Origin of the sequence: Shinella pollutisoli, from assembly GCF_024609765.1 — a bacterium.
In the GTDB taxonomy this organism is placed as follows: domain Bacteria; phylum Pseudomonadota; class Alphaproteobacteria; order Rhizobiales; family Rhizobiaceae; genus Shinella; species Shinella pollutisoli.
The window spans coordinates 78,899-98,147 of sequence record NZ_JANFDG010000022.1 but is presented as its reverse complement, the minus strand read 5'-3'; the positions used below and the strand labels follow the sequence as shown (position 1 = coordinate 98,147).

Annotated in this window: 18 protein-coding genes and 1 pseudogene; 9 read left to right on the top strand and 10 right to left on the bottom strand. The window is 68.4% G+C overall.

Annotated features, from left to right (window positions below; genetic code table 11):
• Positions 1-109 precede the first annotated feature (109 nt).
• From NNZ72_RS17905 to NNZ72_RS17890, 4 genes are all read right to left on the bottom strand, one after another.
• Positions 110-985, bottom strand: coding sequence for a cytochrome c1 (locus tag NNZ72_RS17905; RefSeq protein ID WP_257316797.1), 876 nt, complete (start codon positions 983-985; stop codon positions 110-112).
• Positions 986-1,011: 26 nt separating this feature from the next.
• A complete protein-coding gene (locus tag NNZ72_RS17900) occupies positions 1,012-2,271 on the bottom strand; it encodes a cytochrome b (RefSeq protein ID WP_257316796.1) in 1,260 nt (419 codons plus the stop codon).
• Between the two features lie 14 nt (positions 2,272-2,285).
• Entirely contained in the window at positions 2,286-2,864 is a 579-nt protein-coding gene (gene petA, locus NNZ72_RS17895) for a ubiquinol-cytochrome c reductase iron-sulfur subunit (protein ID WP_257316795.1), read from the bottom strand.
• A gap of 263 nt (positions 2,865-3,127) precedes the next feature.
• Complete coding sequence (locus NNZ72_RS17890) at positions 3,128-4,996, bottom strand: ABC transporter ATP-binding protein (RefSeq protein ID WP_257316794.1); 1,869 nt, start codon at positions 4,994-4,996, stop codon at positions 3,128-3,130.
• Positions 4,997-5,107: 111 nt separating this feature from the next.
• Between NNZ72_RS17890 and NNZ72_RS17885 the strand changes: the two are divergent.
• A pseudogene (locus NNZ72_RS17885) lies at positions 5,108-5,415 on the top strand (type II toxin-antitoxin system RelE/ParE family toxin).
• Positions 5,408-5,698 carry an addiction module antidote protein gene (locus NNZ72_RS17880; RefSeq protein ID WP_257316793.1) on the top strand — a complete coding sequence of 97 codons (291 nt, stop codon included), beginning with the start codon at positions 5,408-5,410 and terminating at the stop codon, positions 5,696-5,698. Before NNZ72_RS17885 ends, NNZ72_RS17880 begins: the two are co-directional and overlap by 8 nt.
• Positions 5,699-5,733: 35 nt before the next feature.
• Here NNZ72_RS17880 and NNZ72_RS17875 read toward each other — a convergent pair whose 3' ends face one another.
• On the bottom strand, positions 5,734-7,587 hold the full coding sequence (locus tag NNZ72_RS17875; protein WP_257316792.1) for an ABC transporter ATP-binding protein: 1,854 nt from the start codon (positions 7,585-7,587) through the stop codon (positions 5,734-5,736).
• Positions 7,588-7,935: 348 nt separating this feature from the next.
• On the opposite strand from NNZ72_RS17875, the gene NNZ72_RS17870 reads away from it, so the two are divergent.
• Positions 7,936-8,400 (top strand): tRNA (cytidine(34)-2'-O)-methyltransferase, encoded by a 465-nt coding sequence (locus tag NNZ72_RS17870; RefSeq protein WP_257316791.1) that lies wholly within the window; start codon positions 7,936-7,938, stop codon positions 8,398-8,400.
• Between the two features lie 6 nt (positions 8,401-8,406).
• On the opposite strand, the gene NNZ72_RS17865 is transcribed toward NNZ72_RS17870, so the two are convergent.
• Together NNZ72_RS17865 and NNZ72_RS17860 are read right to left on the bottom strand one after the other, a co-directional pair.
• A complete protein-coding gene (locus tag NNZ72_RS17865; protein WP_257316790.1) occupies positions 8,407-9,687 on the bottom strand; it encodes a hemolysin family protein in 1,281 nt (426 codons plus the stop codon).
• A 90-nt stretch (positions 9,688-9,777) separates the two neighbouring features.
• Positions 9,778-10,032 (bottom strand): hypothetical protein, encoded by a 255-nt coding sequence (locus tag NNZ72_RS17860; RefSeq protein ID WP_257316789.1) that lies wholly within the window; start codon positions 10,030-10,032, stop codon positions 9,778-9,780.
• 152 nt (positions 10,033-10,184) lie between these two features.
• Here NNZ72_RS17860 and hemF point away from each other — a divergent pair, with 152 nt between their 5' ends.
• From hemF to NNZ72_RS17845, 3 genes are all read left to right on the top strand, one after another.
• Positions 10,185-11,096 (top strand): oxygen-dependent coproporphyrinogen oxidase, encoded by a 912-nt coding sequence (gene hemF, locus NNZ72_RS17855; RefSeq protein ID WP_257316788.1) that lies wholly within the window; start codon positions 10,185-10,187, stop codon positions 11,094-11,096.
• 99 nt (positions 11,097-11,195) lie between these two features.
• The gene (locus NNZ72_RS17850; protein WP_257316787.1) at positions 11,196-11,447 is read left to right on the top strand and encodes a hypothetical protein; all 252 of its coding nucleotides are present in this window, start codon (positions 11,196-11,198) and stop codon (positions 11,445-11,447) included.
• A 143-nt stretch (positions 11,448-11,590) separates the two neighbouring features.
• Positions 11,591-11,782, top strand: coding sequence for a DUF1059 domain-containing protein (locus NNZ72_RS17845; protein WP_257316786.1), 192 nt, complete (start codon positions 11,591-11,593; stop codon positions 11,780-11,782).
• Positions 11,783-11,825: 43 nt separating this feature from the next.
• On the opposite strand, the gene NNZ72_RS17840 is transcribed toward NNZ72_RS17845, so the two are convergent.
• The 3 genes from NNZ72_RS17840 to NNZ72_RS17830 are packed head-to-tail and all read right to left on the bottom strand — an operon-like array spanning position 11,826 to position 14,328.
• Positions 11,826-13,085, bottom strand: a complete 1,260-nt coding sequence (locus NNZ72_RS17840; RefSeq protein WP_257316785.1) for a CCA tRNA nucleotidyltransferase — start codon at positions 13,083-13,085, stop codon at positions 11,826-11,828.
• Entirely contained in the window at positions 13,082-13,714 is a 633-nt protein-coding gene (locus NNZ72_RS17835; RefSeq protein ID WP_257316784.1) for a CoA pyrophosphatase, read from the bottom strand. The genes NNZ72_RS17840 and NNZ72_RS17835 overlap by 4 nt, the downstream gene beginning before the upstream one ends.
• Entirely contained in the window at positions 13,711-14,328 is a 618-nt protein-coding gene (locus NNZ72_RS17830) for a DUF1285 domain-containing protein (RefSeq protein ID WP_257316783.1), read from the bottom strand. The genes NNZ72_RS17835 and NNZ72_RS17830 overlap by 4 nt, the downstream gene beginning before the upstream one ends.
• Before the next feature lie 178 nt (positions 14,329-14,506).
• On the opposite strand from NNZ72_RS17830, the gene NNZ72_RS17825 reads away from it, so the two are divergent.
• Genes NNZ72_RS17825 through NNZ72_RS17815 form a run of 3 tightly spaced genes read left to right on the top strand, consistent with a single transcriptional unit; the run spans position 14,507 to position 19,249 of the window.
• On the top strand, positions 14,507-15,520 hold the full coding sequence (locus NNZ72_RS17825; RefSeq protein ID WP_257316782.1) for an AAA family ATPase: 1,014 nt from the start codon (positions 14,507-14,509) through the stop codon (positions 15,518-15,520).
• 10 nt (positions 15,521-15,530) lie between these two features.
• The gene (locus NNZ72_RS17820; protein WP_257316781.1) at positions 15,531-16,451 is read left to right on the top strand and encodes a DUF58 domain-containing protein; all 921 of its coding nucleotides are present in this window, start codon (positions 15,531-15,533) and stop codon (positions 16,449-16,451) included.
• Positions 16,448-19,249: a DUF4159 domain-containing protein gene (locus NNZ72_RS17815; RefSeq protein WP_257316780.1), complete on the top strand. Its 2,802-nt coding sequence runs from the start codon at positions 16,448-16,450 to the stop codon at positions 19,247-19,249. Before NNZ72_RS17820 ends, NNZ72_RS17815 begins: the two co-directional genes overlap by 4 nt.

The following is a 19,249-nucleotide window of genomic DNA, read 5'->3' as shown; positions in this document are numbered from 1 at the left end:
CTCGACCACGATGTAGAACTCGTCCAGTCCTCCACCGGAGGTGGAGGTTTACTTTGGTTACAAAAAAGGCGGCCCGGAGGCCGCCTCGATTGCCGAGCGGGAAGGCCGCTCAGTGTTCCTTGCTGGCGTAGACCGACTTCTTGGTGAGGTAGATCAGGCCGGTGAAGATCACCAGGAAGACCATGACCATGAAGCCGGTGCGCTTGCGCTCCTCCAGATGCGGCTCGGCGGCCCACATCAGGAAGGCGGAGACGTCGCGGGCGTACTGGTCGAGCGTCTGCGGCGTGCCGTCGTCGTAGGTCACCTGGTCGTCGGAGATCGGCGGCGCCATGGCCAGCGAGGCCGACCCGGCGAAATACGGGTTGTAATAGGTGCCCTCGGCGACCTCGATATGCGCCGGCGGCTCCTCTTCGTAGCCCGTCAGCAGCGAGTAGATGTAGTCCGGCCCGCCTTCCTGGTACTGCGTGAAAATGTCGAAGACGAACTGCGGGAAGCCGCGGGTGATGCCGCGCGCCTTGGCGATCAGCGAGAAGTCCGGGGGGGCCGCACCGTTGTTGGAGGCGGCGGCCGCCTCGTGGTTCGGATAGGGCGACGGGAAGTGATCGGACGGCACGGCCTTGCGGGTGAACATCTCGCCGTCGCCGTTCGGGCCGTCCTCGACCTCGTAGTTGGCGGCGAAGGCCTTCACCTGCGCTTCCGAGTAGCCGAGGCCTTCCAGCGTGCGGAAGGAGACGAGGCTCATCGAATGGCACGCCGAACAGACTTCCGTATAGACCTTGAGGCCGCGCTGCAGCTGCCCCTTGTCGTATTTCCCGAAGGGGCCGGCGAAGGTCCAGTCCTGCTCCTTCGGATGGTGGAGCGGGTAGTGCGGGGTGGCGTGCTCCGCTTCCGCGCCGGCGGCCTGCTCGTCCTGCGCGGAGGCGAGCGAGAGACCGAGGCCGGCGGCCAGGGCGAGCGAGAGAAGACCTGCAACAAGCTTTTTCATTGTCATTGTTCCTTTCATCGCTCGCTTCAGGCCTTGGCGTTCTTCTGTTCCAGAACCGCTTCCGTGATGGAGTTCGGAATGCGTTTCGGGGTCTCGATCAGGCCGAGGAGCGGCATGATGACGATGAAGAAGCCGAAGTAGTAGAGCGTGCCGAGCTGCGAAAGGATGACGTAGATGCCTTCGGCGGGCTGGGCGCCGAGCCAGCCGAGCATGATGGCGTTCGCCACGAAGATCCAGAAGAACAGCTTGTACCACGGACGGTAGACGGCCGAGCGGACCTTCGATGTGTCGAGCCAGGGCAGGAAGAACAGGATGATGATCGAGCCGAACATCACCAGAACGCCGCCGAGCTTGGAGTCGATCGGGCCGACGTTGAAGGTGATGGCGCGCAGCATCGCGTAGAACGGCAGGTAGTACCATTCCGGAACGATGTGGGCGGGGGTCTTCAGCGGGTCGGCCGGGATGTAGTTGTCCGGATGGCCGAGATAGTTCGGCATGTAGAAGATGAACCAGGCGAAGACGATCAGGAAGACCGAGACGCCGAGCGCGTCCTTGATGGTGGCATAGGGCGTGAAGGCGACCGTGTCGGTCTTCGACTTCACCTCGACGCCGGTCGGGTTGGTCTGGCCGGTGACGTGCAGCGCCCAGATGTGCAGGACGACGACGCCGGCGATCATGAACGGCAGCAGGTAGTGCAGCGAGAAGAAGCGGTTGAGCGTCGGGTTGTCGACCGCGAAGCCGCCGAGCAGGAACTGCTGGATCCACTCGCCGACCCACGGGAAGGCCGAGAAGAAGCCGGTGATGACGGTAGCGCCCCAGAAGGACATCTGGCCCCAGGGCAGCACGTAGCCCATGAAGCCGGTCGCCATCATCAGCAGGTAGATGACGACGCCGAGGATCCAGAGGATCTCGCGCGGCGCCTTGTAGGAGCCGTAGTAGAGGCCGCGGGCGATGTGGAGATAGACCGCGATGAAGAAGAAGGACGCGCCGTTGGCGTGCATGTAGCGCAGCAGCCAGCCGTGGTTCACGTCGCGCATGATCTTCTCGACCGAGTTGAAGGCGACGGTGGTTTCGGCCGCATAGTGCATGGCGAGCACGATGCCGGTGAGGATCTGCACGACCAGCATCACCGACAGCATGGCGCCGAAGGTGTAGGCGTAGTTCAGGTTGCGCGGGACCGGGTAGGAGACGAAGCTGTCATGGATCATGCGCGGCAGAGGCAGGCGCGAATCGACCCATTTTTCGATGCCGGTCGTCGGCTGGTAGGTTGAATGATCAGCACTCATAATCAGTAGTCCCCTCAACCGATCTTGATAACTGTGTCGGAAACGAACGAGAAGGTCGGCACGGGCAGGTTCTCGGGCGCCGGGCCCTTACGGATGCGGCCGGCGGTATCGTAGTGAGAACCGTGACAGGGACAGAACCACCCGCCGAAATCGCCGGCCTGGCCGAGCGGCACGCAGCCGAGATGGGTGCAGGAGCCGATCATGACGATCCAGTTCTCCTTGCCCTCGCCGGCGGAGCGCTCGAGGTCGGTGGCCTGGGCGTCGGGGGCGACGTTGGCGTTGCGGGCGACCGGGTCCTTGAGATCGGAAAGCGCGACGGCCTTGGCCTCCTCGACTTCCTTGTCGGTGCGGTTGCGGATGAAGACCGGCTTGCCGCGCCACTTGGCGGTCAGCGACATGCCCGGCTCGAGGCTGGAGACGTCCACCTCGATCGACGCGAGCGCGAGCGTGGAGGCGTCGGGGCGCATCTGGTCGATGAAGGGCCACGCGAAGGAGCCGACGCCGACGACGCCCGCCATCCCCGTGGTCAGGTAAAGGAAATCGCGGCGAGTGGGCTCGCCCTGGGATTCGCTTAATGTCTCGTGTTCGCTCACGGCTAAACCATCCTCTCACGCAAAGTCTCGCGGAAACCGCAACGCCCCTTGGGAACCGGCAACATCCGGACACAATACGGCCATAGATTCCCCGTCAATCCGGCGCGTTCTAAGCTTGATCGCAAATTATGTCCAGCCTTGGCAAGGGGATGTGGGCACAATGTCGCGGGAAAACGCGCCGTCATCCGCCGAGGCGGCGGATCGCCTTGAACATCAAGCGCTTCGCGGCGAAGGAAGGCAATCGCCGGCAGGGCTTGACAAGCCTATTGCGCGGCCTCCTCGTGACCGAGGAAACCGCCCGACTGGCGCGACCAGAGATCGGCGTAGAGCCCGCCGCGGGCGACGAGCGCGGCGTGCGTCCCCTCCTCGACGATGCGGCCCCTGTCCATGACGATCAGCCGGTCGAGCGCGGCAATGGTCGACAGCCGGTGGGCGATGGCGAGCACGGTCTTGCCGCGCATCAGCCGTTCGAGATTGGCCTGGATCGCCGCCTCCACCTCCGAGTCGAGCGCGGAGGTCGCCTCGTCGAGCACGAGGATCGGCGCGTCCTTCAGCATGACGCGGGCAATGGCGATGCGCTGGCGCTGGCCGCCGGAGAGCTTCACCCCGCGCTCGCCGACATGGGCGTCGTAGCCGGTGCGGCCGCGCTGGTCGGATAGCGCCGCGATGAAATCGTGCGCCTCGGCCCTTTTCGCCGCCTCGATCATCCGCGCCTCGCTCGCATCCGGATTGCCGAAGAGGATGTTGTCGCGGATCGAGCGGTGCAGCAGCGCCGTGTCCTGGCTGACCATGCCGATATTGGCGCGCAGGCTCTCCTGCGTGACGGTGGCGATGTCCTCGCCGCCGACGAGGATGCGCCCGCCTTCGAGGTCGTAGAAGCGCAAGAGCAGGTTGACGAGCGTCGACTTGCCCGCGCCCGAGCGGCCGACGATGCCGACCTTCTCGCCCGGCCGGATCGTCAGCGTCAGGTCGTCGATGACGCCCCCGGGGCGGCCGTAATGGAAGCGGACCTTCTCGAAGCGGATCTCCGGCCGCGTCACGCGCATCTCGGTGGCGTCCGGCCGGTCGACGAGGCCGATCTCCTGCGAGATGAGGTCGGCGGAATTCTGGATCGTGCCGATGTTGCGCATGATGCTGTTGAGCTGCGTCATCAGCCGGCCGAGCAGGAAGTTGAGCCGCAGCACCAGCGCCATGGTGAAGGCGACCGCGCCCGATGAGATGAGCCCGCCGAGCCAGAGATGGATGCACAGCACCGCCATGCCGGCGATCATCAGGCCGGAAAGGAAGGCCATCGAGGCGCGCACGCTGGTGAGCAGCCGCGTGAAGCGCAGGATGGTCGACTGGAAGATGTCGAAGCCGTCGCGGATATAGCGGTCGTTCGCCTCGTCGCGGCCGAACAGTTTCAGCGTCTGGATGTTGGAATAGGCGTCGACCATGCGGCCGTTGATCATCGAGCCTGCCTCGGCGGATTCGCGCGAGTGCTCGCGGATGCGCGGCACGAAATGGCGCGCGAGCACGGCGAAGAGCGTGAGCCAGCCGATGACGACCGCCGCCAGCCGCCAGTCGAGGCCGCCGATCAGCACCAGCGTCGAGACGGTGTAGATCGTCACGAACCAGACGCTCTCCATGAAGGAGGTGATGACGTCGCCCGTCGCCTGGCCGGCCGACCAGACCTTGGTGACGATGCGGCCGGAGAAGTCGTTCTGGAAGAAGGAGAGCGACTGGCGCGCGACATGGACATAGGCCTGCCAGCGCACGAGATTGTAGAAGCCCGGCGTGATGACCTGCTGGTCGACGAGCGCGGTGAGGGACGCGACGACGAAGCGCACGAGGCCGATCAGCACGAGCATCGTCAGGAGCTCGGGCCCGTGCGCCGAAAGCAGGCCGCTCCACCCCGCGCCCGGCTCGACGGTGGCCAGCATGTCGACCACCCGGCCGACGAACCAGAAGGTCGCCGCCTCGATCCCCGCCGTCAGCCCGCCGAGCACCAGCAACGCCACGAAGGGCATCTTCGCCTGCCGCACGTAGAACCAGACGAAGGAAAGAAGCCCGCGCGGCGGCCGGAGATCGTCCCGTCGCGCGAAGGGCTGTATCCAGTTCTCGAACCAGGAGAAGAGCGGGCGGAAGATCATGTCCCCCGATATAGGCTGTTTTTGACGGGGGGCAAATTAAAGATCGGAAAGGTGGGCCCGGGCAATTCGCGCTTGATTTTCGACCATTGTAATATTAAAGTCACAACCTATATGGCGCTCACGATCAAGCAGACCGAGACATTCCGGAAATGGGAGCGCTCGCTTGGCGATGGACGGGCTCGCGCCATGATCGCCGGCGGATCAACCGCCTCGCCTACGGCCTCGTGGGCGACGTCAAGCCGGTTGGCGAGGGCGTCAGCGAGATCCGCATCCACTACGGCCCGGGATACCGCGTCTATTTCACGCTGAAGGGCAATGCGGTCATCCTGTTGCTGTGCGGCGGCGACAAGGGATCGCAGAAACGGGACATCGCCGCTGCAAAGGCGCTCGCCGCCAGACTGGACGACCGACATGACTGAAACGCTGCATGCCTACGACCCCGCCGAAGCCCTGACGTCCGACGAGGCGGCCGACCTCTTCATGAAGGACGCCTTCGAGACCCGGGATGCCGGCTATATCGCTCATGCGCTCGGCGTCGCCGCCCGCGCGCGAGGCATGAGCCGGATTGCCGAGGAGACCGGGCTCGCGCGGGAAGCGCTCTACCGGTCGCTTGCCAATGACGGCAACCCGACGCTCAAGTCGATGCTCGCCGTCATGCAGGCGCTCGGCCTCGAACTGACGTCGAAACGAGCGGGCACGTAAAAAGCCTCCCCGCCGAAAGACGGGAAGGCTTTGTCTCACTCCGCCGCCGCTTCCGCCTCGGCGTCGTCGGCGATGAAGCCGCCGGACTGGCGGGACCAGAGGTCGGCGTAGATGCCGCCCTCAGCGACGAGCTCGGCGTGGGTGCCGGTCTCGTGGATGCGGCCCTTGTCGAGCACGACGAGGCGGTCCATCTCCGTCAGCGTCGAAAGCCGGTGGGCGATGGCGATCACCGTCTTGCCCTCCATCAGGGCGAAGAGGTTCTCCTGGATCGCCGCCTCGACCTCGCTGTCGAGCGCCGAGGTCGCCTCGTCCAGCACCAGGATCGGCGCGTCCTTGAGGAAGACGCGGGCAATCGCGATGCGCTGGCGCTGGCCGCCGGAAAGCTTTACGCCGCGCTCGCCGACCTGCGCGTCGAGGCCGGCGCGGCCCTGCTGGTCGACGAGACCCTCGATGAAGTCCCAGGCGTTCGCCTTCTTCGCCGCCTCGATGATCTCCGCATCGCTCGCCTCCGGCTTGCCGTAGGCGATGTTCTCGCGGATCGAGCGGTGGAGCAGCGAGGTGTCCTGCGTGACGACGCCGATCTGCTCGCGCAGGCTGTCCTGCGTGACGGCGGCGATGTCCTTCCCGTCGATGGTGATGCGGCCCGCCTCCAGGTCGTAGAAGCGTAAGAGCACGTTCATCAGCGTCGTCTTGCCCGCCCCCGAGCGGCCGACGAGGCCGACCTTCTCGCCGGCGCGGATCGCAAGCGACAGGTCCTCGATCACGCCCTTGTTCTTGCCGTAGTGGAAGCGGACGCGGTCGAAGACGATCTCGCCCCCGGCGCGCGGCAGGGCTTCGGCGCCCTTGCGGTCGGTGATGTCGTGCGCCTTGGTCATCATGCCCATGCCGTCATAGACCGTGCCGATGCTCTCGAACAACGCCGTCACCTCCCACATCACCCATTGCGACATGCCGTTGATGCGCATGGAGAGGCCGACGGCGACCGCGACCGCGCCGACCGACACCGTGCCGCCGATCCAGAAATAGATGCCGATGGCCGCCGTCGCGAAGATCGCCAGCACGTTGTTGATGTCGATGGCGATGTTGAACAGCGTGATCTGCCGCATCTGCCGGTAGACGGTGACGAGGAACTCGTCCATGCCGTCGCGCGCATAGGCCTCCTCGCGGCCGGCATGCGAGAACAGCTTGACGGTCGCGATATTGGTGTAGCTGTCGACGATGCGGCCCGTCATCGTCGAGCGGGCGTCCGCCTGCTCGCGCGAGATCCGCATCAGCCTCGGCACGAAGTAGCGCAGGATCAGCACGTAGACGACCAGCCAGACGAGCAGCGGCGTCACCAGCCGGAGGTCCGCCGAGCCGATGATCGCGATCATCGAGACGAAGTAGCTGATGACGTAGACGAAGACGTCGATGATCTTCATCACAGTCTCGCGCACGGCGAGCGCCGTCTGCATCACCTTGGTCGAGACGCGGCCGGCGAACTCGTTGGCGAAGAAGGCCATGCTCTGGCGGATGAGATAGCGGTGCATCTGCCAGCGGGCGATCATCGGGAAATTGCCGGCGAGCGCCTGGTGCATGGTGAGCGTGTGCAGCGCGCCGAAGCCCGGGATGACGAGGAGCAGCAGCACCGCCATCCAGACGAGCGTGGTGCCCTCCCGTTCGAGGAACGTGGCCGGATCGCTGCCCGAGAGCCAGTCGATGATGTTGCCGAGGAACTGGAACAGCACGACCTCGGCGACGCCGAGCACCATCGAGCAGACGCCGAGCAGCGCAAGCCAGGGTGCGGCCGGACGCGTGTAGTGCCACAGGAAGGGGAACAGCCCCTTGGGCGGCAGCCGCGGCGCCTCGGAAGGATAGGGATTCAAACGTCTTTCGAACCAGCCGAACATTGGCTTTCTCCGTGAAATGCGGGGCGGAACCGGCGCGGACGGCGCCAATCGGGCGCGAGCGGATCGGGTTCCGGAATGAAGGCCGCGTGTCGAACATGCGTCACGCGGGCGTGCTGAAAAGGAAATCCTGCAAGGAACAGGTCGGCGAAGCGCCTAGGCGAGAAGGGGCGTGATTCCGGCCGGAAGGCGCATCCGAATCGATATATCCATCGTGAACCTCCCTTTTTCTCGCGTTGCAGATGGCTCTGGTTAGCCCGAAACGGACGAATTGACCAGACACTTCGTCGCACATTCCTCGCTCGGACGCGGCCTGTTGCCTTCCGACCACAGATCGATTAGGCGGCGCTCATGCACTCGCTCCGCATCGCCCTCTACCAGCCCGACATCGCCGGCAACACCGGCACGATCCTGCGTTTCGCCGCCTGCCTCGGGCTTGCCGTCGACGTCATCGAGCCCGCCGGCTTCGACCTCTCCGACCGCAGCCTGAAGCGCGCCGGCATGGATTATCTGACGACCGTGGCGCTGACGCGGCATGTGAGCTGGGAGCGTTTCGAGGACTGGCGCGCAGAGAGCGGCCGGCGGCTGGTGCTCGCCTCGACGAAGGCGGCGACCCGCTACACCGACTACGGCTTCCGGCCGGACGACGTCCTGCTCTTCGGCCGCGAGAGCGCCGGCGTGCCGGAGGCCGTGCACGCGCGGGCAGACGGCCGGGTGCTGATCCCGATGGTGGAGGGCCAGCGCTCGATCAACGTCGCGCTGTCGGCGGCGATGATCGCCGGCGAGGCGCTGCGCCAGACCGACGGCTTCCCCTGAGGAGGCTCAGCCGAGCCGGGCAGCGAGCAGCTTGTCGACGCGGCGGCCGTCCATGTCGACCACCTCGAAGCGCCAGCCCTGCGTCTCGACGATGTCGCCGGTCTTGGGCAGCTTCTGCAGCGCCTCGATGACGAGGCCGGCGGCGGTCTGGTAGCCGCGGCGGCCGGGCAGCGAAAGCCCGAGCCGGTCCGCCATCTCGTCGATTGGCATCGAGCCGGCGATCAGCCACGAGCCGTCCTCGCGCTGGACCGCATACTCGTCGTCGCCCTCCTCGATATCGGCGCGGAAGACGCCGGCGATCGCCTCCAGCACGTCGGCGGGCGTGATGACCCCTTCGAAATGGCCGTATTCGTCGTGCACCAGCATCATCGGCACCGGCGCGTCGCGCAGCGTCTCCAGCACGCGCATGGCGTCGAGCGTGTCGGGCACGATCGGCGCGGGCCGCACGAAGGTGCGGATGTCGAAGGGCTGGCCGGAGAGGATGGCGGACAGGATCTCCCGCTTCTGGACGATGCCGACGATGGTCTCCGGTCCGCCGTCGGCGACCGGCATGCGCGAATGCGGGCTCTCGACGAGCTGGGCGTGGATCTCCTCGATGCTGTCGCCGAGGTCGATCCAGTCGACGTCGTTGCGCGGCGTCATCAGCCCGCGCGCCTCGCGGTCGGAAAAGCGCATGACGCCGGCGATCATCAGCTTCTCGCCGCCCTCGATGACGCCGGCCGCCTCGGCCTCCGCGACGATGGTCTTGATCTCCTCGTCGGTGACGACGCTTTCGGAGACCTCGTGCTGGCCGAGAAGACGGAAGATCAGCCGCGTCGAGGCGTCGAGCACCCAGACCGCCGGCGCGCCGACGCGCGAAAGCAGCGACATGGTCGGCGCCACGAGGACGGCGAAGCGCTCCGGGTTGCGCAGCGCAATCTGCTTGGGCACCAGCTCGCCGATCACGACCGAGAGATAGGTGATGACGGAGATGACGATGCCGTAGCCGAGCGGATCGGCGAGCCAGTCCGGCACGCCCTGCGCAAACAGGATGTCTCGCAGCCGGCCACCCAGCGCCGCACCGGAGAAGGCGCCGGCGAGGATGCCGATGAGCGTGATGCCGATCTGGACGGTGGAGAGGAATTTTCCGGGATCCTCCGCGAGCTTCAGCGCGGAGGCGGCGCCCCGCACGCCCTGCGCGGCGAGCGTCTTCAGCCGCGGCTTGCGCGAGGAGACGATGGAAAGCTCGGAAAGGGCGAAGACCCCGTTGAACAGGATGAGGAAGACAGCGATCGCGAGTTCGAACAAGGGTTCTGAGCCGCGCTTCTGACCCGCAACGGCGCCTTTCTGTTGTTGGCGATGGCCGCAAGATAGAAAACGGCCGGACCGGCGTCAATATCAGTCGGCGCTCGGCAGTCGCCGCATGGTGAATTCGATGACGCCGCCGTCGAGCGCGCGCCAGCTTTCGACCTCGGTCCAGTAGGCGGCCTTCGGCCATTGCTCGAACCATTCGCGCGCCTTGGCGCGGGCCGCCTCCCGGTCGAGGCGGAAGGTCTCGCGCACGAAGCTGCCGCCGTCCGGCTTGCCGAGCCGGTGGCGCTCGATCCGGCGGCGGAGGCCGGTGAGCGGCGGAGGACCTGGAACGCGCGCCATCTGGATTTCCCTGCGGCAAGACCGACCGATGCCGCAAAGATAGGGCCTTGCCGCCCGCTTTGCGAGTCCCGCCGGCGGTTGCCAAACGGCGCAAAGTTGGGAACTGTGGCGAAAATGCGATTCGAGAACACGCTGCCGGAGGCGGGAAACCCATGGAACGACCGGACCTGCCGAAAGGCCTGCCCGAGGATATCGAGGACAAGAAGGCGCGGGCGCGGGCCTGGTTCGAGCAGCTCCGCGACGTGATCTGCGCCGCCTTCGAGGCGACCGAGGACGATCTCGAAGGCCCCCTCTCCGACCAGCCTCCCGGCCGCTTCGAGGCGAGCGACTGGCAGCGCGAGGGCGGAGAAGGCGGCGGCGGGCGCATGTCGATGATGGCCGGCCGGGTCTTCGAGAAGGTCGGCGTCCACACCTCCACCGTCCACGGCGCGTTCTCGCCGGAGTTCCGCCGGCAGATCCCGGGCGCGGAGGAGGATCCGCGCTTCTGGGCCTCGGGCATCTCGCTGATCGCGCATCCCGTCAATCCGAACGTGCCGGCCGTGCACATGAACACTCGCATGGTGGTGACCACCAGCCGTTGGTTCGGCGGCGGCGCGGACCTGACGCCGGTGCTCGACCGCCGCCGCACGATGGAGGACCCGGACACCGCGCTCTTCCACAAGGCGATGGAGATCGCCTGCAACCGCCATGCCGTCGCCGACCACGCGCGCTTCAGGCAATGGTGCGACGAATATTTCTTCCTCAAGCACCGCAACGAGCCGCGCGGCACCGGCGGCATCTTCTACGACTGGCTGCACTCGCCCGAGGAGCTTGGCGGCTGGGAAGCGGACTTCGCCTTCACGCAGGACGTCGGCCGCGCCTTCGCCATGGTCTATCCGCGCATCGTGCGCGCCAACTTCAACCAGGACTGGACGGAGGAGGACCGCGACGAGCAGCTCGTGCGCCGCGGCCGCTACGTCGAGTTCAACCTGCTCTACGACCGCGGCACGATCTTCGGGCTGAAGACCGGCGGCAACGTCGACTCGATCCTCTCCTCCCTTCCCCCGGTGGTGCGCTGGCCCTAACAACTCCGGCCTGCGAGCTTCCGTCGCAGCCTTGTGATTTGGGCGGCGGGCCGCCTTCGTGCTAGATTGCCTGAGCAGGATTTGCACGAGGGAGGTATCATGATGATACATGCGGCAAACGATGCGGCGCATGCGGGCCTTGACCGCAACGCGGACGATTTCCTCGACCGCTTCGCCGAGACGATCCGGGCCGAAAGCGGCGTCGATCTTCCCCATGCCTATTTCGTCGAGGAGGCCCGGCGGCTGCTTGCCGGCGGCGCGGGCCATTCGCCGGCGGACCATCACACCCGGCCGGAGCAGTTCCGCTCCTCCGCCTGCTTCGACGCCTGGGCCCGCGCCGACGCGGCCTGAGGCCGTTTCCATGGCGACGTCCGAACCGCGTTCGGCGGAACGCGGAGGCGTCTTCCTCGTTTCCGACGAGGCCGGCCCGCCGATTTGGTCCGGGCCGCCCGGTCTGCTATACTGGAATTCGTTGAAACGACAGGAGATAGGTCATGAGGCTTTTTGAATGCGGTTCACTCGTCCCGGGATGCGAATGGCACACGCGAGCCAATGACGACGCGGAGATCGTGCGCCGGGTCGTCGAGCACATGCGCACCGCGCACGGCGAGACCATCATCCGGGAAAACATGATCGACAACATCAAGGCGCGCATCACCGACGAGAAGAACGCCAACGCGGCCTGACGCAATTCCGGCGACAGCGCGGAACGCGGTTTTGCAGGAATTGCTAAGATTTATCCGCCAGCGCCTTCAGCCGGGCAAGGAGACTTGCCCGGTCCTCACGGAAGTTCCCCGCAAGCCACGCATCCTCGACCTCGGCCAGTAGCCGCCCCACCGCGGGGCCGGCCGGCACGCCGGCGGCGATCACGTCCGCGCCCGAAAGCGGAAAGGCCGGCCGCTGCCACCCTCCCGCCTTTTCCAGCAGCCGCCCGCACAGTCCCACCAGCGCCAGCGCCTCCGGCTCGGCCTCCGCCCGCTCGCGCGCCCGGGCGAGCATCAGCCTGAGCCGCGCCGAAAGGCCCTGCGGCCCGTGCCGGTAGAGAAGCTGCTCGAAGACCGCGTCGGTGAGCCTGCCGCCGATCTCCGGCGCGCCCGCCCAGGCATCGAGGAAATGCGCCTCCGCCCGCGACAGCCTGAGACGCCGGGCGAGCGCCTTCAGCCGCTCCTCGTCGCGCGGCACGATGGCGGCGAGCCTCAGCAGCGGGTCCGGCTTCCAGCCGAAGGCCTGCTCGGCGGAGACGAGGCCGGGGATCGCGTCGATCCCCCATTTCTCCGTCTCCGGCAGGATCTCCGTCAGCACGCCCGTCTGCCGCATCCAGAGCAGCGCCCGGCCGGGATCGGGGGCGGAAAGCAGCTTCTTCGTCTCCGACCAGACGCGCTCCGCCGAGAGCTTCGCAAGACTGCCCTTCGCCCGGGCACAGGCCCGCAGCCCCTCCGCGTCCGGCCGCCCGCCGCCATAGAGCGCGAAGAAGCGGAAGAAGCGCAGGATGCGCAGGTGGTCCTCGGCGATCCGCCTGTCCGCGTCGCCGATGAAGCGCACGGTGCGCGTCTCGATGTCCCGGAGGCCGCCGACGAGGTCGATCACCGTGCCGTCGGCCGCGGCGTAGAGCGCGTTGATGGTGAGGTCGCGCCGCTCGGCGTCCTCCTGCCAGTCGGTGCCGAAGGCGACCTCGGCGCGGCGCCCGTCGGTCGCGACGTCGCGGCGCAGCGTCGTCACCTCGAAGGGCTTGTGGTCGGCGACCAGCGTGACGGTGCCGTGCTCGATGCCGGTCGGCACCGCCCGGACGCCGGCGGCGGTCGCCCGCGCGACAACGACGTCGGGCGTCAGCGTCGTGGCGATGTCCACGTCGGCGACGGGAAGCCCCATCAGGCTGTTGCGCACCGCGCCGCCCGCCACCCGTCCCTCCCCGCCCTCGGCGTTGAGCAGCGCGAGCACGCGCCGGAGCGCCGGATCGGTGAACCAGGCCTCGTCAGCGACCGATGTCATGCATAGAGCCTTTCGTAGATCACCCGCACGATGCCGGCGGTGATGCCCCAGATGTTCCGCCCCTCGTAGGGCATGCGATAATAGTGCCGCTCGCCGCCGAGCCAGATGCCGCTGCCGGTCTCGTGGTTCCTCGGATCCATGAGAAAGGAGAGCGGCACCTCGAAGACCGAGGCCACCTCCGCCGGGTTGGGTTGAAGCGTGAAGCCCGGCCGCACGACGGCGAGCACCGGCGTGATCGAGAAGCCGGAGAGCGCCTTGTACTGCGGCAGCCGGCCGACCGGCTCGACGAAGGCGCGGTCGAGGCTGATCTCCTCCTCCGCCTCGCGCAGTGCCGCCGTCTCCGCGTCGCCGTCCTCTTCGTCGACCGCGCCGCCCGGAAAGGCGATCTGGCCGGAATGCTTGCGCAGGCTCGCCGTGCGCTGGGTGAAGATCACCCGCGCCTCCTCGCCGGCGTCGACGACCGGCACGAGCACGGCGGCGTCCTTCAGGTGCATGCCTTCGAGATGCGGGATGGTCGCGGGGTTGAGCAGGCCGTCGCCGTGATCGTGCCAGGCAACGTCGGCGAGCGTGCGCGTCTGCGCCTGCGCCCGGCGACGGAACTCCTCGGCGCTGTAGGGCGATGCACTCATCGCGACAGCGCGTCCAGCTCGGCCGCCGGCATGATCGGGAAGACCATCCCGCCCGAGCGCACGGCAAACATCTCGACGCCGTCGATCTCGACCGTCTCGCCGAGCGCCACCAGCTCGTACATCACCGCGCGCGAGACCAGCGCTTCCAGCCGGCCGCGCACGAGGAGATAAGGCTTCAGCTCGGCGTTCCCGCCCTCGATGACGAAGCGCAGCGGGTGCTCCGGCCCGGCCGCCACCACGTCGCCGACATTGGTGCGGAAGGTGAGCACCCTCTCCTCCCCCGCCCCGCCCGCGTCCATCTCGACGGCAAGGAAGGGCGCGTCGACGACGCGGATGCCGACCTTCTCGACCGGCGTCACCAGATAGGTGCGCCCGTCCTCGTCCTTGCGCAGCACGGTGGAGAAGAGCCTCACCAGCGGCGCCCGGCCGATCGGCGTGCCGAGGTAGAACCAGGTGCCGTCGGCGCGGATCTCCATGTCGATGTCGCCGCAGAACGGCGGGTTCCAGCGCTCGACCGGCGGCAGGCCGCGCCCGCCCGTCTCGGCGGCGGCCCGCGAGATCAGCGCGGCAAGGCCGGCCGCGTCGCCGCTGTCGCGAAATTCGCTCGTTGCCATTGTTCCGTCCCGGTTGGCCCCTATCTCCCTCGGGGAATGGGGCATGATCGTTCCTGCCCTCACGAGATAGTCATTTCGCGGTCGCTTGTCAGCCACGAGCGGGCTAATAAGGTTGCAAGAGAGACGGACGGACACGGCAAGACCGCGATTCGCCCCCGAACCGGCACTGGAGACAGCCATGGGCGTTGCCAATTCCCCCGACACGGGCGTGGACGAGAAGGCGGTCATCGCCGCCGCCGAGAGCGCGCTCGCCGACATCGCCGCGATCCGCCGCGAGGTCGCCCGCGTCATCTTCGGTCAGGAAAGCGTGGTGGAGCAGACGCTGCTCGCCGTCCTCTCCGGGGGACATGCGCTGCTCGTCGGCGTGCCGGGGCTCGCCAAGACCAAGCTCGTCGTCACGCTCGGCACCGTGCTCGGCCTTTCGGCGAACCGCATCCAGTTCACGCCCGACCTGATGCCCTCCGACATCCTCGGCTCGGAGGTGATGGATCAGGACGAGAACGGCCGGCGCTCCTTCCGCTTCGTGCCCGGGCCGATCTTCACCCAGCTGCTGATGGCCGACGAGATCAACCGCGCCTCGCCGCGCACGCAATCGGCGCTGCTGCAGGCGATGCAGGAATACCACGTGACGGTCGCGGGCGCCCGCAACGACCTGCCGAAACCCTTCCACGTGCTCGCCACCCAGAACCCGCTGGAGCAGGAGGGCACCTATCCGCTGCCCGAGGCCCAGCTCGACCGCTTCCTGCTGCAGGTCGACGTCAACTATCCCGAGCTCGCCGCCGAACGGCAGATCCTGCTCGAGACCACCGGTGTGCGCGAGGCCGAGGCGAGCCCGGCCATCGACGCCGCGCGCCTCATCGAGATCCAGACCCTGATCCGCCGCATGCCGGTGAGCGAGACGGTTCTCGACGCGATCCTGGCGCTGGTGCGCTCCGCCCGCCCCGGCAACGGCGTCGCCTCCACCGACAGGCACGTCGCCTGGGGCCCCGGCCCGCGCGCCGGCCAGGCGATGATGCTGTGCGCGCGCGCCCGCGCGCTCTACGACGGCCGCCTCGCGCCCTCGGTCGACGACGTCATGGCGCTCGCCGAGCCGGTGCTGCAGCATCGCATGGCGCTCACCTTCGGCGCGCGCGCGGAAGGCATGTCGGTGCGCGACGTCATCGCCGATCTCGTCCGCCAGGCCGGCGGCTGACGGAGGTCCCATGGCGCCCGTCGGAGAGACCGTAAAGCCGACACCGACGCGCGAAGTGCTTTCGCGCGCCCAGGCCCGCGCCGCCCTCATTCCCGACTGCATGGTCGAGGCCCGCCGCCTCGCCAACACCGTCATCGCCGGCTGGCACGGCCGCCGCAAGCGCGGCATCGGCGAGAACTTCTGGCAGTTCCGCCCCTATGTCGACGGCGAGAGCCTGACCAATGTCGACTGGCGCCGCTCGGCCCGCGACGACCACACCTATGTGCGCGACCGCGAATGGGAGGCGGCCCACACCGTCTGGATCTGGGCCGACCTCTCCCCCTCGATGATGTACAAGTCGACGCTCGCGCTCGTCTCGAAGGAGAGCCGGGCGCTGGTGCTGATGCTGGCGCTCGCGGAAATCCTCGCCCGCTCCGGCGAGCGCATCGGCTGCCCCGGCATCATGGAACCGATCGCCGCGCGCAACGCCGCCGAACGGCTCGCCACCGCGCTCATGCACCACGCCGCAACCGGCGGCCTGCCCGACACGCGCATGATCCGCGGCAACAGCGACATCGTCCTCTTCGGCGATTTCCTCGATCCGGTGGACGACGTGATGGCGCGGCTCGGCCCGCTCGCCCGCCGCGGGCTCGGCGGCCATGTCGTCGCCGTCACCGACCCGGCGGAAGAGGTCTTCCCCTATGCCGGCCGCACCGAGTTCACCGATCCGGAGACCGGCGAGCGGATCACCGCCGGCCGCGCCGAGACGCTGAAGGACGACTACGCCCGCGCCTGGGCCGCCAACCGCACGGCGCTCGCCGACAATCTCCGCCATCTCGGCTGGAGCTTCGTTCCCCACCGCACCGACCGGCTCGCCTCGGAGGCGCTGGTTGCCGTCCACATGTATCTCTCCGGCATGCCGGCAACGCTTGCACGGGAGCCGGGACGATGAGCGCCTTCGCCTTCGCCGCCCCCGCAGTGCTCGCCGCCCTCGTGCTGCTGCCGGCGATCTGGTGGCTGCTCCGCCTCACGCCGCCGAAGCCGCTGACGGAGGTCTTTCCGCCCTTCGCCATCCTCGCCGCGATCCTCAAGCGCGAAGAGACGCCGGCGAGGAGCCCCTGGTGGCTGACGCTCGTCCGCATGCTGATGGCCGCCGCCGTCATCTTCGCCATCGCCGACCCGGTCTTCAACCCGCGCGCCAACACGCTCGCCTCCGGCGGCCCGCTGGTGCTGGTGATCGACAACACATGGGCGTCGGCTACCGACTGGCAGCGCCGTGTCGACACCGCCGCCGCGCTGATCGACGATGCCGAGGGCCGCGACCTGCCGATCTCCCTCGTCTTCACCGCCGAGCGCCAGCACGACGCCGGCCCGGTCGATGCGGCAAGCGCCCGCAACCGCCTCGCCGCCGCCGAGCCGCGCCCGCTGCCCGCCGACCGCACCCAGGCGCTCGCCGCACTCCGCACCGCGCTCGACGGCACGCCCCCCGGCACGCTCGCCTTCCTCAGCGACGGCATGGCGGCCGGCGAAGACGACGACACGCTTTCCGCCCTGCAGGCGCTGAATCCCGCCGACTTCCGCCTCGTCACCGGCGACGGGCTCGCCACCGTCGCGGCCACCGCGGCCGTCAACGGCGCGGATGCGCTCTCCGTCACCGTCACCCGCCTCGAAGCCGGCGCGGCGCGCAGCCTGCCGCTCACCGCGCATGACGCGCGCGGCCGCCCGGTCGCCGCCGGCACGGCGGATTTCGCCGCCGGCGAGACGGTGGCGACCGGCACCATCGCCGCCCCCTTCGAGCTGCGCAACGATTTCGCCCGCGTGAGCCTCGACGGTGTCGCCAACGCCGGCGGCACCTACCTGCTCGACGACGGCTTCCGCCGCCGCCGCGTCGCCTTCCTTTCCGGCGAGGTGGTCGACCCGAGCCAGCCGCTCTTGTCGCCGCTGCACTACATCACCCGCGCGCTTGCCCCCTACGCCGACCTGATCGAGCCGAGCGTCGCCGACCTCTCGGTGGCCGTGCCGGAGCTTCTCGACCAGAACCCCTCCGTGCTGATCATGGCCGACATCGGCCGCCTGCCGGAGGAGGCGCAGGACCGCGTGCGCCGCTTCATCGAGGCGGGCGGCATGCTGATCCGCTTCGCCGGCCCGCGCCTTGCCGCCGCCCCCGCCGACGATCCGCTGGTGCCGGTGCAGCTCAGGAAAGGCGAACGCGCGCTCGGCGGCGCGCTCTCCTGGTCGGAGCCGCAGCCGCTTTCGGCCTATCCCGCGTCGAGCCCCTTCGCCGGCATGCGCGCGCCCGACGGCATCCTGATCAAGCGGCAGGTGCTCGCCGAGCCGACGCCGGACCTTGCCGAGCGCACCTGGGCGAACCTCGCCGACGGCACGCCGCTGGTGACGACCGGCCCGCTCGGCAACGGCCGCCTCGTGCTCTTCCACGTCAGCGCCGAGACCGCCTGGTCGAACCTGCCGCTCTCCGGCGATTTCGTCGAGATGCTGCGGCGCACCGTCCAGCTCTCGCGCGGCGGCGGCGTCGCCTCGCAGGCCGGCGGCGCGGAGCAGCAGGCGCTGCCCCCCTACCGGCTGCTGACGGTGAACGGCACGCTCGCCGCCGCGACGGGCGAGGCGAAACCCCTTGCCGCGGACGCCGCCGGCACCATCGCCACCTTCGACAACCCGCCCGGCCTTTACGGCACCGAGGACGGCTACGTCGCCCACAATCTCCTGCCGCCGGGAAGCGCCATCCGCCCGCTCGCCGTGCCGGAGGGAGTGACGGTCCTGCGCGAGGCGCTCGCCGGCAAGGCCGCCTGGTCGCTGAAGCCGGAGCTCTTCACGCTCGCCGCCCTGCTGCTGCTCGCCGATTGCCTCGTCGTGCTCTTCATGGGCGGGGCCTTCGTCGCCGCCCGCCGCCGGCCGCTGCGCGGCAGCGCCGCCGCCGTGCTTCTCGCCGTCATGGTGCTCTCGCTCGCCGCCGCCCCGGCGCTCGCCGACGACGCCAAGCCCGGCGACGAGGCGATCCTGTCGCGGCTCGACACGACGCATCTCGCCTATGTCGTCACCGGCGAGACGGAGGTCGACCGCATCTCCGAGCGCGGGCTGGCCGGCCTCACCGAATTCCTCACCTACCGCACGACGCTGGAGCCCGGCGAGCCGGTCGGCATCGACATTTCCGCCGACGAGCTCTCGCTCTACCCGATCATCTACTGGCCGGTGAGCGCCACCGCCGCCATGCCGTCGAGCGCGGCGATCAGCCGGATCGACGCCTATATGCGGGGCGGCGGCACCGTGCTCTTCGACACGCGCGACCAGTTCGTCGCGCTCGACGGCAGTGCGGCGAGCGCCAACACCGAGCGCCTGCAGGCGATCCTCGCCACGCTCGACATCCCGCCGCTGGAGCCGGTTCCGGCCGACCACGTGCTGACCAAGGCCTTCTATCTGCTCAACGATTTCCCCGGCCGCTATGCCGGCGGCCCGCTTTGGATCGAAGCCCAGCTCGACCGGGCCGAGGACCCCTCCCGCCCGGCGCGGGCCGGCGACGGCGTCTCGCCGATCATGATCACCGGCAACGACTTCGCCGGCGCCTGGGCGATCGACGCCAACGGCGCCGCACTCCTGCCGACCGTCCCCCCGGACGAGCGGCAGCGCAACCACGCCTTCCGCGCCGGCGTCAACATCATGATGTACATGCTCACCGGCAACTACAAGGCCGACCAGGTGCATGTGCCCGCCCTCCTCGAACGGCTGGGGCAGTAG